Source organism: Amycolatopsis sp. Hca4 (assembly GCF_013364075.1).
Classification (GTDB): Bacteria; Actinomycetota; Actinomycetes; order Mycobacteriales; family Pseudonocardiaceae; genus Amycolatopsis.
Genome location: NZ_CP054925.1, coordinates 10513073 through 10526441 on the forward strand (window position 1 = coordinate 10513073; position 13369 = coordinate 10526441).

15 protein-coding genes are annotated in these 13369 nt (G+C 70.3%); 4 read left to right on the top strand and 11 right to left on the bottom strand.

Annotated features, from left to right (window positions below):
• Positions 1–2: 2 nt before the first annotated feature.
• On the top strand, positions 3–1049 hold the full coding sequence (locus HUT10_RS47655; protein WP_176177236.1) for a MupA/Atu3671 family FMN-dependent luciferase-like monooxygenase: 1047 nt from the start codon (positions 3–5) through the stop codon (positions 1047–1049).
• On the opposite strand, the gene HUT10_RS47660 is transcribed toward HUT10_RS47655, so the two are convergent.
• Positions 1037–1996: a 3-oxoacyl-ACP synthase III family protein gene (locus tag HUT10_RS47660; RefSeq protein WP_176177237.1), complete on the bottom strand. Its 960-nt coding sequence runs from the start codon at positions 1994–1996 to the stop codon at positions 1037–1039. The two genes, HUT10_RS47655 and HUT10_RS47660, sit on opposite strands and share 13 nt — an antisense overlap.
• A gap of 68 nt (positions 1997–2064) precedes the next feature.
• The gene (locus HUT10_RS47665) at positions 2065–2787 is read right to left on the bottom strand and encodes an SDR family NAD(P)-dependent oxidoreductase (RefSeq protein ID WP_176177238.1); all 723 of its coding nucleotides are present in this window, start codon (positions 2785–2787) and stop codon (positions 2065–2067) included.
• A gap of 426 nt (positions 2788–3213) precedes the next feature.
• On the opposite strand from HUT10_RS47665, the gene HUT10_RS47670 reads away from it, so the two are divergent.
• Positions 3214–3654, top strand: a complete 441-nt coding sequence (locus tag HUT10_RS47670) for a hypothetical protein (RefSeq protein WP_176177239.1) — start codon at positions 3214–3216, stop codon at positions 3652–3654.
• Positions 3655–3796: 142 nt separating this feature from the next.
• Here HUT10_RS47670 and HUT10_RS47675 read toward each other — a convergent pair whose 3' ends face one another.
• Together HUT10_RS47675 and HUT10_RS47680 are read right to left on the bottom strand one after the other, a co-directional pair.
• Positions 3797–4480, bottom strand: a complete 684-nt coding sequence (locus HUT10_RS47675) for an ANTAR domain-containing protein (RefSeq protein ID WP_176177240.1) — start codon at positions 4478–4480, stop codon at positions 3797–3799.
• Between the two features lie 492 nt (positions 4481–4972).
• Positions 4973–5275 (bottom strand): putative quinol monooxygenase, encoded by a 303-nt coding sequence (locus HUT10_RS47680; protein WP_176177241.1) that lies wholly within the window; start codon positions 5273–5275, stop codon positions 4973–4975.
• 187 nt (positions 5276–5462) lie between these two features.
• Here HUT10_RS47680 and HUT10_RS47685 point away from each other — a divergent pair, with 187 nt between their 5' ends.
• Positions 5463–5876, top strand: coding sequence for a heme-binding protein (locus tag HUT10_RS47685; protein WP_176177242.1), 414 nt, complete (start codon positions 5463–5465; stop codon positions 5874–5876).
• Positions 5877–6163: 287 nt separating this feature from the next.
• Here the strand turns inward: HUT10_RS47685 and HUT10_RS47690 are convergent, their stop codons facing one another.
• The 7 genes from HUT10_RS47690 to HUT10_RS47715 all read right to left on the bottom strand — a co-directional run bounded on the left by HUT10_RS47690 (position 6164) and on the right by HUT10_RS47715 (position 11653).
• Positions 6164–6763, bottom strand: coding sequence for an MEDS domain-containing protein (locus tag HUT10_RS47690; protein ID WP_176177243.1), 600 nt, complete (start codon positions 6761–6763; stop codon positions 6164–6166).
• A gap of 120 nt (positions 6764–6883) precedes the next feature.
• A complete protein-coding gene (locus HUT10_RS47695) occupies positions 6884–7069 on the bottom strand; it encodes a hypothetical protein (protein WP_176177244.1) in 186 nt (61 codons plus the stop codon).
• Complete coding sequence (locus HUT10_RS47700; protein ID WP_176177245.1) at positions 7066–8754, bottom strand: CdaR family transcriptional regulator; 1689 nt, start codon at positions 8752–8754, stop codon at positions 7066–7068. The genes HUT10_RS47695 and HUT10_RS47700 overlap by 4 nt, the downstream gene beginning before the upstream one ends.
• Before the next feature lie 406 nt (positions 8755–9160).
• Complete coding sequence (locus tag HUT10_RS51975; RefSeq protein ID WP_303247021.1) at positions 9161–9694, bottom strand: cytochrome P450; 534 nt, start codon at positions 9692–9694, stop codon at positions 9161–9163.
• A gap of 149 nt (positions 9695–9843) precedes the next feature.
• A complete protein-coding gene (locus tag HUT10_RS47710; protein WP_254897364.1) occupies positions 9844–10686 on the bottom strand; it encodes an aldo/keto reductase in 843 nt (280 codons plus the stop codon).
• On the bottom strand, positions 10683–10880 hold the full coding sequence (locus tag HUT10_RS51620) for a hypothetical protein (protein ID WP_254897365.1): 198 nt from the start codon (positions 10878–10880) through the stop codon (positions 10683–10685). Before HUT10_RS51620 ends, HUT10_RS47710 begins: the two co-directional genes overlap by 4 nt.
• Positions 10881–11035: 155 nt before the next feature.
• Positions 11036–11653 (bottom strand): NADPH-dependent F420 reductase, encoded by a 618-nt coding sequence (locus HUT10_RS47715; RefSeq protein WP_176177247.1) that lies wholly within the window; start codon positions 11651–11653, stop codon positions 11036–11038.
• 445 nt (positions 11654–12098) lie between these two features.
• Between HUT10_RS47715 and fdhA the strand changes: the two genes are divergently transcribed.
• Entirely contained in the window at positions 12099–13316 is a 1218-nt protein-coding gene (gene fdhA, locus HUT10_RS47720) for a formaldehyde dehydrogenase, glutathione-independent (RefSeq protein ID WP_176177248.1), read from the top strand.
• Positions 13317–13369 lie beyond the last annotated feature (53 nt).

A 13369-nucleotide genomic window follows, 5' to 3' on the forward strand; every position in this document is an offset into this window, starting at 1 on the left:
CGGTGGATTTCAGCCTGTTCTACTTCGCCAACGACAGCACCGCCGAGTCCGGTGACCGTTACGAACTGCTTCTGGAAGGCGCGAAGTTCGCCGACGGCAACGACTTCGCGGCGGTGTGGACGCCGGAGCGGCACTTCCACCCGTTCGGGGGGCTCTACCCGAACCCGGCGGTGACCGGGGCCGCGGTCGCCGCGGTGACCGAGCGGGTGGCCATCCGCGCCGGCAGCGTCGTCGCGCCGCTGCACCACCCGGCCCGCATCGCCGAAGAGTGGGCGGTGGTCGACAACATCTCCGGCGGCCGGGTCGGGCTGTCGTTCGCGTCGGGGTGGCACGCGTCGGACTTCGTCCTCAACCCGGACGGCTACGCCGACCGCCGCCGGCTCGTCGTCGAGCACGCCGAGCAGGTGCGCGCGCTGTGGCGCGGCGAGGAGATGTCCGGCAAGGACGGCGCCGGCACCCTGCAGCGGTTCCGCACCTACCCGCGCCCGGTGCAGGCGAACCTGCCGATCTGGCTGACCAGCGGCGGCTCGGTGGACACCTTCCGCGCGGCCGGCACGCTGGGGGCCGGGCTGCTGACGCACCTGCTCGGCCAGGACGTCGGGCAGCTGGCGGAAAAGATCGCCGCCTACCGGGAAGCGGTGGCGCAGCGGCCGGACGCCGACGGCTGGCCCGGGCACGTCGTGCTCATGGTCCACACCTTCCTCGGCACCGACGAAGACCACGTGCGCGACCGGGTCCGCCCCGCCCTGAGCGAGTACATCCGCAGCTCGCTGGGCTTGATCCTGGGTTCGCAGCTGGACGGTAAACGCCGGGTCGACCCGGCGAAGCTGCCGCCGGACGAGCTGGACTTCCTGGTCGAGCACTCGTTCCGCCGCTACTTCGACGACGGCGGGCTGCTCGGCACCGTGCCCAAGGCGCTCGGCATCGCGCGGCGGCTGGCGGACATCGGCGTCGACGAGGTGGCCTGCCTGGTCGACTTCGGCCTCGACACCAAGACCGTTCTCGCCGGCTTCGACCACCTCGACGAGCTGCGGCGTCAGCTGCCGTAGCGCAGTGCGGTCACGCCCCAGCTGAACCCCATGCCGCTGCTGGCGACGAGCACCGTGTCCCCCTCGGTGAGGCGGTGCTCGTCGAGCAGGCCGCGCAGGGCGATGAACGGGTCCGACCCGCCCATGTGCCCGAGGCGGTCGTAGTTGAACACCGATTTCGCGGCCGGAACGCCGAGCGTGTCGAGCAGCCGTTCGTGCATGCCGCGGTCGCCCTGGTTCATCAGCAGGAACGCGATTTCGCCGAGCGGCAGCTCGAGTTCGCCGAGGATTTCGGAAACGAGCTCGACGAAATTGCGGACATAGGCGTCGCCGAGCCCTTTCCGGTGCCCGCGCCGGCGCATGAGGATGCGGTCGTCGACGATTTCCCCGCGGTAGTAGTCGGCCCACGCGGGATCGGTCCGCATGGCCGAGTGCACGACCTCGAACCGGACGTCGTGGGCGCCGAGCAGGACGGCCGCGGGCGCGTCCCCGAAGTTGAACAGCGGTTTCGAGTCGGGGTCGGCGTGGTCGACGAGCCCGGCGAGCCGGTCACCGGACAGCACGAGGACGTGCTCGGCGCGGCCGAGGGCGATCTTGTCCGCCGCGAGCTGGACCGCGGTCATGGTGGCGTTGCAGAAGTTGGCGACCTCGAAGCAGTGCGCCCGCCGGATGTCCAGCTCCTCGGCCACCCGGGCGGCCGGCGACCAGAAGGGGACGTCCCATTCGCCGGACCCGGCGTAGAGCACGTACCCCACCGAGCGCGGGTCGACCCCGCACCGCTCGAGCACCTCCCGCCCGGCGTCGGCGGCGAGCTCCCAGGCCTGTTCGTGGTCGTCGAGGACCGGAATGGTCTCCGTGTGCGTGATTTCGAGGATTTCCGGCAGCGGCACGCCCGAAGCGGCCTGCAGATCCGGGACCTTGAGCACGCCGCTCGGAAAACGGACGGAAAAATCGATGATTCCGGGCACCGGAAACCCCCTGGTGTCGATTCGCGTCGACCCCATCTTAACGTGTTTGCGCGGGTTTACGGAGACTTTCAGGGAAGGGGAACGCCGGTGTGCTCGGCGAGCGCGTCGAGGAGCCGGTCCTGGAAACCGGGATCGCCGGCCGCCGGATGCCGGTCGTCGTGCCGCCGGTGGTACCAGTAGCCGCCGCTGGTGCGCGCTTCCGGATCATCGGCGGTCGCGAGCCACACCTGCGTCAGGCGGCCCTCGCGCAGATCGTCGGGAGCGCCCGCGCCACCCATCCGGGTCGGAACCCAGCCGGGATCGACGGCGTTGCTGAACACCCGCGCCCACCGGCGGGCCACCGCGGCGGCGAGGGTGGTCACGAACAGCTTGCTGTCCGAATAGGACGCTGTCGGGCGCGTTCCCGACCAGTCGAGCCCGGCGAGACCGGCCCGGCCACCGCGGTGCATGCCGCTGCTGAGGTAGACCAGGCGCCCGGGCGTGCCGACGAGGGCGGTGAGCAGGTAGGGCGCGACGACGTTGACGGGCAGCACCGTGGGGCCGGTCATGACGCCGGCGTTGTGGATCACGGCGTCCACCGGCCCGAGGCGGTTGACCTGCTCGGCGACGTCCCGGGTCTGCTCCGGGTCGGCGAGGTCGCCGAGGACGACGTCGGCGCCGCGGTCGGCGAGGTCGTCCAGCCGTCCGGCACCCCGCCCGTGGGCGACGACGTGGTGACCGCCGGCAAGCAGCTCTTCGGCAGTGCCGCGGCCGAGGCCCTGGGTGGCGCCGGTGACGAGGATCCGGGCCATCGGTTCAGGAGCCCGGTTCGGTGTTGGTCATGCCGCCTAGCCTCGCCGACGCCGACGTCTCGGGCAAGTTCCGCGGCGCCCGCCCGCCAGGTTCGCGGGCTGCCCCGAACAGCTTCGAGGCAATCGCTCACTCCTGAAGGCTGGTTCGAAAACAACTGAAGCAGGTGGTCGTAGGTCGCCCAGCATAGGGCAGACTCCCGGTGCTTGCGGGCTGCTCCTTCCGTGCCGACCTGGTGTGTGTCGTGTGCCGAGTCGGCGGGGGACACCGTTGCGTTACGACGTCGCCCGGATCCCCGCGGCGTCGTAACGCCCGAGGACGCCGACGACAGTGGGGGAGATCGGACTGACATTCCTAGTGCTCAGGACACGGGAAGTTCGAGGAGGACTTGTGGGGCACCATCGGAGACCGCGCGTCATCGTCACCTCGTGGTGGTGTTGGTTCTGGTCGTAGCGCTGGTGGCTGGCGGAGTGACGGCCTGGCTGCTCAGCGGCGGATCGCTGCCGGGCGGTTTGAACGCGACCGCGGGCGAGGCGTTCCATGACCTCGGCAGCGGGGTCAGCGTCGCCGACGGCGCGCCGGAGACGCTGAAAGCGGTCGCTGACGACCACGTCGCGAAGCCGCCCTTCGTGGAAACCGAATCGCTGGGCGGAGTCGTGCACGTCACCCCGGACGGGGATCTTTTCCCAGCCGGTCACGCTGCGGTTCGCGCTGAACCGGCCGGTCGACGCGGCCGACGTGGTCATCGCAGTCAACCGGACGGGCGCGGCCGAAGGCTGGGAGCTTGTCAGGCCGTCCAAAGTGGAAGGTGGGTTCGCCTTCGTCACGACGAATCACCTGCCGTGGTGGGATCCTCTTTTCCGGAGTAAGCCCACGGCGCGGATCGTCGACAAACGCCGGTACCCGATCCTGGTGAACTACGCGGGGATCACCGTGGCGCAGCGGCCGAAGGACCGGTTCGGCGTCGAGTGGCTGCCGTTCGCCGTCTCTCGCGACTGGCCAGGTCGAGGTTCACGGGCCCGGGACGGTGCAGTCGATCAGGGCTTGGGCGATGTCACGCAGTTTGATGTTGGTGTGCTGGGACAGCCCGACGAGGATGGCGAACGCCTCATCGGCGCTACAGCCACGTTGGCCGATCAGAATTCCTTTGGCCTGCTCGATCACTCCCCGCGTCCGCAAGGCCCCGCGCAGCTGGCGATTCTCCCGCAATGTCGCGCGGTGAGCGTGCTGCAGCCGGGCGAGGGCCTTCGCGGCTTCGTGCGGCGGCCGTGGGGCCGCCTGCACCAGGTCGGTGACGTCCTCGACGTGGTGCAGGATGCCGACGACTCGGCCGTCGGGGTCGCGTAGCGGCACGTTGATCGGCGCCCACACCTTCGGCACGAACGTCCTGCGGTCGGCCGGGGCTGGAACGTCGTAGCGCTGCAGGCCCATGTTGTGGGACCGGCCCTCGCGCAGGACACGCTCGAGCGAGCCGGAGAGGTTGGCGACGCCGTCGGCGTCGGCATCGGTGAGATTGTCGGGGAACGCGTCGAACAGGTACGCCCGATCCAGATCGGTGGAACTGGTCAGCGTGGCCGTGGTGTAGGCCGGGTTGGCGGCGTGGATCCTGAGGTCGGGGTCGAGGACGAGGTACGCGGCGGGGGCGGCTTGGAACGCCGGGTCCGTCTTGAGCTGATCGAGTATCGCGTAGGTCATGGTTGTTCTCCGGCGGGCGGTCTGACGCCCCGCGCTGTTCGGGCTCCCCTGCGAGCAGACGGCCCCCGGCTCGGAAGTGTGCTCGACAGGCTCGACCGATTCCGGTTCGGATGGTTGCACAGAGTCTCATCAGGCCTACCCGATCGTGATGATGCTGCAGGCCACAACGACGGGCCCCGAGGTGATTCGGGCAAGTACCGGTTGATCGCCGGTGCCGGGTGCGCCGCACGCGGCACCGGACCCCCGGACTCGGGTGCCCCACGGCGTTGCGGATCACTGCGCGCAGCACCTCGGTCGACTTCACCCGTAGTCTTCATCGCGCTGCCCTCGACGATGACGAGCGCGCATGGCGTGTCGTCGGTGTCGAGCACCCCAGACCGGACGACGTGGCATCGGCCGCCCCGGAGGGGTATGGCCGCTTCGCCGTCCGGCTACCCGCCGCCAGGAAGGCGCGGCACCCCGAAGGGATCTCGGGGCTGTTTTCGCCCCTCCTTATTTCAGCTTCGATGCCAGCACATCGAGTTGCGCGATGTCCGGCGGCTTCGAGAACAGCTCGTCGGCCCGCGCCCCGAGGGCTTGGCCGACTTTTCCCTGCAGGTGGGCTGTGCGGCCGGCGTCGTCGGGGAAGAAGTCCACGATCGCGTAGGTCGTCGGTCCGAGTTTGACGGCGAACCAGGGGTAGGTGTCCGGCTCGTCCTCGACCAGCGAACGGCCGGTGTTGAGGAATTCTTCGACGTCGGCCTCCTTGCCCGGCTGTGCCTCCAGCGTGACGAGCAGTCCCACCGTGACGGCCATGTCTGCCTCCTGCGGTTCGTTCGGTCTCCGGACCGGTCCCAGCATCGGGCGGGGTGGCGGGCGGGGCTTCGGCCCGCCGGGCCCGAGATCGACCGCGGTTGTGGGCCTGCCGGGCGGAGGCGCCCGGGGCCGGACGGCACCAAGCTGGGGGCTCACCACCGCGTACCAACGGCAGGAGGCCCTGGCCATGACCGTCAAAACGGAGTCCGTGTCCCTTGAGGACGCCCGGCGCGTCGTCGCCGCGGGGGAGGCCAAGGCCGGCGAGATCGGCTCGCCCAGCAACATCGCCGTCGTCGACGCCGGCGGCAACCTCGTCGCGCACATCCGGATGGACGAGGCGTGGATCGGGAGCGTCGACATCTCCATCAACAAGGCCTTCACGTCCCGGGCCTTCGACATCAGCACCGTCGACCTGGCCGCCAGCGCGGGTCCCGGTGAGCAGTTCTTCGGGATCAACGCGTCGAACAACGGACGCGTCATGATCTTCGCGGGCGGGATCCCGCTGCGGCACGACGGCCGGGTCGTCGGTGCGGTGGGCGTCAGCGGCGGTAGCGGTGAGCAGGACCAGACCGTGGCCGAGGCCGCGGCGAAGGCCTTCTGACGACCGTCCCCGCGGCGAGATCGGCGGAGCTGCAGCGCGAGCACTCGTCGGACTTTCCAAATGGGGGCCGCCCCGACCGCAGTGAACGCCTGATTCCGCGGTCGGGGTGGCGAACCGGCTGCTGGACCGGGGCGCAACGGCGGCTACGACCGTGTCGCCGGCCTCGCCTCCCGCTGCTGGGACGTGGGTGGAGGCTCGCTCACGTTGCCGGTGCCCGGTGTGGGCCGGGGATGGTCGGTACGACGGCGTCGAGCACGGGGCTGGGGATCGCCAGAACGGTAGCGCGGTTACACCAGGGTCGCCGGGGGCAGGTAGTACGGGTTCTCCAGCAGTACTCCGCACATCAGCACCTGTGGGTGGGTCTTGAGTAAGTCAAAGACGATGTTCTCGCGGTACCGCGTGATGTCGTAGACGCACAGGATCGCTTGCGGGTAGCGGCTGGTGAAGTCGTTCAGCGCGGCCTCGTAGCGGAACAGTTCGGTCAGTCCGGGCAGCTGGGGGTGCCACCAGCGTGCCTCGGCGCCGAGCCGGACGAAGGGGTAGCCCGCGGCCATGGCGGCGGACACGGCCTTATCCCAGAATTCGATGATCCGGTCGATGCTGAATTCCTCCGGCGACAGCAGCCGGTTTCCTGCCGCCCGGATGTCCAGTTGCGCGGAGCCGACGCGCCCTTCGATGTCGTCGACATTCTCGGCGAGCCGGTCCAGGAAATCGGCGACTTCGTTCTCGTGCACGCCGAAGAGGCATTTTTCGCCGGCCTGCAGGCCTTCGCTCAGGAAGGGCAGGAGGACGCTGTCGCGGTCTTCTTCGCCCACGTGCAGTGCGCAGATGTGCTGTCCCGGTTCGATGACGACGCCGGGGGTGCCGAACTTGCGGGGACTGGTCATGAGGGATGCTCCGTTCGCTGTCGGGGTCGTGACCGTTTTCCGGTGACGAGAGGTAGTAGGGGTGTTCGACGAGCGTTCCGGCCATCGAGACTTTCGGGCGTGCCTTGATCATCGGGGTGATCAGGTCGCCGCCGAAGAGGTCCAGGTCGTAGAAGCACAGGGTGTGCCCGAACGGACGGTCACGGCGCAGAGCTTGCGCCGTGACCAGCTGTCGAGCATCGCGAAGCCCGGCGCCAGCGCGGCGTCGTCGAGGAGCACGTTGCGATCGGTCCGGTCCTTCAGGTCCATCGGCACCTCTCTGGTCATTGCGATCCGCGCAGCACTTGCCACGTCCGGGTGGCGAGGTGCAGGTTCAGCCTGCTGTCCACGTCGTTGAGGTCGAGTTCGGTGATTTCGCGGATCCGGCCGAGCCGGTAGCGCAGGGTGCTGCGGTGAATCGTCAGCGCGGCGGCGGTGTCGTCGTAGTTGCCGCCGCATTCGAGGTACTGCGCGAGCGTCGGGACCAGGTCGGCGTTGCGCTGGGTGTCGTAGTCAAGGAGTTTGCCGAGCCATTCGCGGACGAACTCGAGGACGTCGCCGTGGTTCTGCCCGGTGTCGAGGATGCGGTAGATCCCCAGCTGTTCGAACGTGGTGAAGCCGTTGGAGGCCTGCGAGGTGCGCCGGATCTCGAGCGCGCGTACCGCTTCGGTGTAGGACTTGGGCAGCCGTCCCGGGGTGTCGCAGCGGCTGCCGATGCCGATCGCGCCGTCGGCGCCGAGGCTTTTCGACAGTGAGGCGTAGAGCGCCGCGCCGTCCAGGTGCCCGGCGGTCAGCAGTACGACCGTGCCCGAGTGGCGCGACACGAGTGACGGGAGCCCGAGGGTGGTGACGGCGCGTGCGGTGGCTTCGGCGACGACGTCGTCGGCGATGTCATCGGACCACTTGAGCACGGCCACGTGGTGTGGGCGGCGGAGGTCGTGTCCGATCGCGTCGGCGCGGGCGTAGGCGCTTCCGTCGTCGGTTCCGGCGATGAGGTCGTCCACCAGGTCGCGGTGCAGGCGCAATTCGGCCTCGGCCAGGCTGCGCTGGTGCGAGAGTTCCAGCGCCAGCACGGTCGTGCCGTATTCGAGAGCGAACACCTCGTCGGCGCCGGCGGTCCGTGCGGGGTCGATCAGGGCGAGCACGCCGAGCACCTCGTGCCGCGGCCGCACCAGGGAGATGAGCCGGTCCTTCACGCGGACCGGCACGGGCAGGGTCGCGGCGTGGCGGAGCAGTTCCTCGCGTCGGTGGACGCCGACTTTCGGGTACGGCTCGGGCCGGCCGGGGCCGCCCCAGGCACGCAGGTTGCCGAACTGATCCTCGATCGCCACCGGCAGCGCGGTCAGCTGGTGCAGCGCGTGCGCGATGCCCGGCTCGCCGGCCCCGGAGGCCGAGATGGTGGACAGCACGTCGTGCACCAGCTTCTGCTGCTTGAGCCGCTCGACGGACGTGGAGAGCTGCTCGTTGAGCTCCCGCAGCGCCACGGCCTGGCGCCGTTCCCGTTTGAGCAGTGCCGCGGTGGCCAGTGCTGTTGCGGTGTGCTGGCAGAGTGAGTTGAGCAGGAAGGTTTCGTCTCGTGAGGGGGGTCGCTCGGCTCGGACCACGAGGTGGCCGGTCAGGCCGCCGAGCCCACGCAGTGCGTGGCACCAGCGCCAGTGGCCGTCGCCCAGTTCGATCGCCCCGCTGTGCCCGTCGAGCTTGCCGACTTCCGCGCCGAGGCCGGGGTGAGCCTGCTCCGCGCCTATCTGCGGGATGACCATGCCGTTCTCGTCGATGAGGTACGCCGCATCGGTCGTGCATCCACTCAGCGATGACACCGAAGTCGCGGCGAGCCGGAAGATGTCCGCGGCTTCGCGGCCGTCGGACATCATCATCGAAATCGCGGAGAGACCGTAGAGATTCGACAGCTGGGCCCGCCACCAACTGTCGGTTCTGGCTTCGGGGTCCCGTGGGGCCGCGTCGTGCTCGGGCATCACTTCCGGCCTCCCCGACGCGGACCTGGTGTTGCGCACCCTACGCCGTCGGCGGCTGTTCCGCTTCCGCGATTGCGACGCCTGAGCGAACGTGTAACGCCCGGGGTGCGGCTCGGACTCCGATGGCATCGGCGAGGCGCCGAAGTGCCGCCGCGACGTGGTAGTTCCGATGCCCCAGCCCCGATGCCGGCGGGTCACCCGAAACTCAGCCGTCCCCGACGCCTCCGGCGGGCCAAAACTGATCGACTCCGCCCCAGACCTCGGCGGCGCCATCGGCACGTGGCCGATCTGGGCGGAGGGCCGTGATGATCACTGCGTCACCAGGGACGCCTGAGTCGTCATCGCCAACTGGCCACGGTCGCCGGGCGAGTATGGCCGGGCCCACCGACCGTGTCCTCTCGGTCAGCTACTGCCTAACCGAGAAGGGGTACGCCGTCGCTGCCACTGTCGGGTCCGGTCTTGGTCCGGGACACTGGAGCGGGCACGTGACTACCGACAACGGTCTGCTCGCGGTACTGCAGTACCGGACGGTGATCGCCAGGCGGATTGATAACTGGCCGGGAATCCCGTTCACGGTGGTGACCGACCGCGCGGACAGCGCCGGGAGCGCCACCTCGGCTTCGAGGCGGGCCGGCGGTGCGCCTGGGCAGTGGTGCACGCCGTAGCCGAAGGTGAGGTGCGGTGCGGCCACACGGGTGATGTCGAACTTGGCGGCGGTGTCGCCGTGCTGGGCGGGGTCGCGCCCGGCGGCGCCGAAGCCGACCGGGGTCGGGTCGCCGCGGCGGATCAAAGTGCCGTCCACCTCGATGTCCTCGACCGCGTACCGCAGCGGCGTGTACGGGATCGGCGCCTCCAACGCGAGGTGGACAACCGCCTGTCCGCTCTTCTGCTGGTCGGCGAGCTGACGCCCGGCCGCTTGGTCCGGGTGCGTGTCGCCCACGGGGCGCTGGAGGTGCAGGTGGAGGACCCGGCTCCCGCGGGCGTCAGCTGCGCGGCCGGGCCGGCTCGTCGGGCCGGCGTGCCCGGGCTCGCACGATCCGTCACGGCCCCGTTCGACACGAGCGCGATCAGCACCGCCGGCTCGCGAGTTCAGAGCACCTCGAGTGCCCGACGGGTCCGGGGCGGCGGGAACGCCTGGTCCAGCAGCCGGACGTCGTCTTCATCGAGCTGGACCTCGAGCGCTGCGGCGTTGTCCCGGACGTGTTCGGGCGACCCCGCCCGCGGGATCGCGATCATCCCGTCGGACCGCAGCACCCAGGCCAACGCCGCCCGGGCCGGAGTGATCCCGTGCCGGCTCGCGACCTCCGCCAGGGCCGGGTGCTCCAGCAGCCGTCCCTGCTCCACCGGCGAGTAGGCCATCACCGGCAGGCCACGCTGCCGGCAGTGCGGGATCAGGTCGAACTCGGGCCCGCGCCGCTGCAGGTTGTAGAGGATCTGGTCGGTCGCGACGTCGCCACCACCGGCGACGGCGGCGAGATCGGCGAGATCACGGGTGTCGAAGTTGCTGACGCCCCAGTGCCGGATCTGGCCGCCGCGCACCAGCTCGTCGAACGCCGCCACCGTCTCGCCGAGCGGCACCCGTCCCCGCCAGTGCAGCAGGTACAGGTCGATCCGGTCGGTGCGCAGGCGGCCCAGGCTGCGGCGGCAGGCGTCCAGGGTGCCCTGCCGGTCGGCGTTGCCGGGCAACACCTTGTCGACGAGGAACACCTCGTCGCGCCGTCCCGCGATCGCCTCGCCGACCAGCTCCTCCGATCCGCCGTCGGCGTACATCTCCGCGGTGTCGACGAGCGTCATCCCGAGGTCGAGGCCCAGGCGCAGCGCTGCCATCTCGTCGGCACGGCTGTCGGGGTGCTCCGCCCAGCCCCACGTGCCCTGTCCCAGCGCCGGCACCAGCTCCCCCGAGGGGAGCGCGACCGACCGTCGTGGGCTCACCAGTTGGCCGGTGGGTCGCTCGCGGGGAACGACTGCTTCCCCCACTCGTCGACGATGTCGCCGCCGACCCGGGTGGCGGCGACGTCGCCGGACAGCGGCTCGGTCTCCGGTGGCGCGTCGGTCACGGTCGTCGCTCTGCACACGGTCATCGCGGTACTCACGGGGGAGCCCTTCCGGTCGTGGTCGTCGGTCATCGCACCGAGTGTGCCCGGGCTCTGCCCGCGGCGCCTCGCCCCGGTGGAGCCATTGCTGTGCGGGCGAACCGGCCCGTGGGGCCGACTTCCGCCCCCTGGAGTGTCGGGTACCGCGACGCCGTGTCGGGTCGATGCACATCGTGGCGCCCTCCCCGTCAACCGGTCGGGCCGACGAGCTTCCAGCCGTCCTGCCACGGCCATCCGTTGCTGATGTTGAGCCTGATGTTCAGCATGGCCATCGCCTCCAGTGCCCTTGCCATGATCAGCCCGCCTGCGTCGATCGGCCGGAACCCCATCGAGGCGACCAGGTCCAGGATCGCCTGCTTGGCCTGCTCGTCGTCGCCGGCGACGAAACCGTCGAGCTGCACGCCGTCGACAACCGGGTCCGCCTGACGCGCGGCCAGCACGGTGTTGAACGCCTTGACCACGTGGGCCGCGGGCACCAGGGCCGCGGTGGCCTCGGCGTTGGACGTCCCGTCGAGCTGCTGCGGATCCATCCGATTGGTGACGTCGACGACGATCTTGCCCTCGACGGCCCGGCCGAGCTCGTCCAGGACCGGACCGACCGCGTCGAAGGAGACGGCGAGCACGACCACCTGCGCGGCATCCGCGGCGCTCCGGTTCGAGCCGGCCGTGGTGGCGCCGGTCGCGTCGGCCGTGGCCTTGGCCGTCTCGCCGTCGACGTCACTGACCCACACTGCATGTCCCGCCCGCACCATCGTCGAGGCCAGCGCCCGTCCGACGGTGCCCGCTCCGATCACCGCGATATCCATACCTTGCACACTGCTCGGCAGGCCGCCCGCCGCCCTCGGCCCGATGGGTCCATCCGTTGCCTCTCCAACCGGCCTGTTGGGTCGGTGCCATGGCAGAGGTGGTCGCCGTATGGCCGCTGACATCCGGCAATTCGTCAGAATCGTGACGTCGGCATCGCGCAGCGCGATGTAGGCCAGCCCTGGCCTGCCTCGCCGTCTGCGCCACCGCGATGACGCCACCTATGGCCGCGTGTGCCCGGCCCGGGCTGTAGGGGATGACCACCGCCCTTGCGACCGTGCCTGCTCCGAATGGTGGCAGCGTCCAGGGGGCCATCCCGTGTGGAGCGACACCGCGGGTCGTCCCGTCAGGGCGGTGGACGGCCCACACCGCAGACCCGGCAGGCCGGTGCCCGAAGCGGGGCCGCGAACCAGGCTGGTCTCCACGAAGAGCAGCGAGGAGAGCGTCATGGCGGACAATCGTGCAGTGGTCTACCAAGGTCCGGGCAAGGTGAGCGTCGAGACGATCGACTACCCCGAGCTGGTCCTGCGACCGGGCCCGGGCGTCCCGCCGGGCAACGAGAACCGCAAGTGCCCGCACGGGGTGATCCTGAAGGTGGTGTCGTCCAACATCTGCGGCAGCGACCAGCACATGGTCCGCGGGCGCACCACCGCGCCGGTCGGGTTGATCCTCGGCCACGAGATCACCGGCGAGGTCATCGAGAAAGGACCCGACGTCGAGAACCTCACCATCGGCGACATCGTCTCGGTGCCGTTCAACGTCTCCTGCGGGCGCTGCCGCACCTGCCACGAGGGCGACACCGGGATCTGCCTGAACGTCAACCCCGACCGTCCCGGCGGCGCCTACGGCTACGTCGACATGGGCGGCTGGCCCGGTGGTCAGGCCGAGTACGTGATGGTGCCCTATGCGGACTGGACCGCGCTGCGCTTCCCCGACCGGGACCGGGCACTGGCGAAGATCCGCGACCTGACGATGCTCACCGACATCTTCCCGACCGGCTTCCACGGCTGCGTCACGGCGGGGGTGGGCACTGGCTCGACGGTGTACATCGCCGGAGCCGGACCGGTCGGGCTCGCCGCAGCGACCTCGGCGTTCCTGCTCGGGGCCGCCGTGGTGATCGTCGGCGACCTGAACGCCGAGCGGCTCGCGCACGCGCGCACCTTCGGCTGCGCCACGCTGGACCCGTCGGCGGGGCCGATGCCCGACCAGATCGCCGAGATCCTGGGCGTGCCCGAAGTGGACGCCACTGTCGACTGCGTCGGCTTCGAGGCCAAGGGCCATACCGAGGACGGCCGCGAGGCGCCGGCGACCGTACTCAACACCGCGATGGCGATCACCCGGGCCGGTGGGCGGATCGGCATCCCCGGGCTGTACGTGACCGACGACCCCGGCGCCGCCGACGAGGACAGCAGGGTCGGTGCGCTGTCGATGCGGTTCGGGTTGGGCTGGGCCAAGTCCCACTCCTTCGCTACCGGCCAGTGCCCGGTGCTGCGCTACAACCGCGGGCTGATGATGGCGATCCTCAACGACCGGGTGCAGATCGCCCGCAATGTCAACGCCACCGTGATCTCGCTGGACGACGCACCGGACGGCTACGCGCAGTTCGACGCCGGCGTCCCTCGGAAGTTCATCCTCGACCCGCACGGCATGATCCCCGCCAGCTGACGGGCCGCGCATCGACCCGTGCGCCGACGCCCCGCATCGTGCGTGTTGCGACG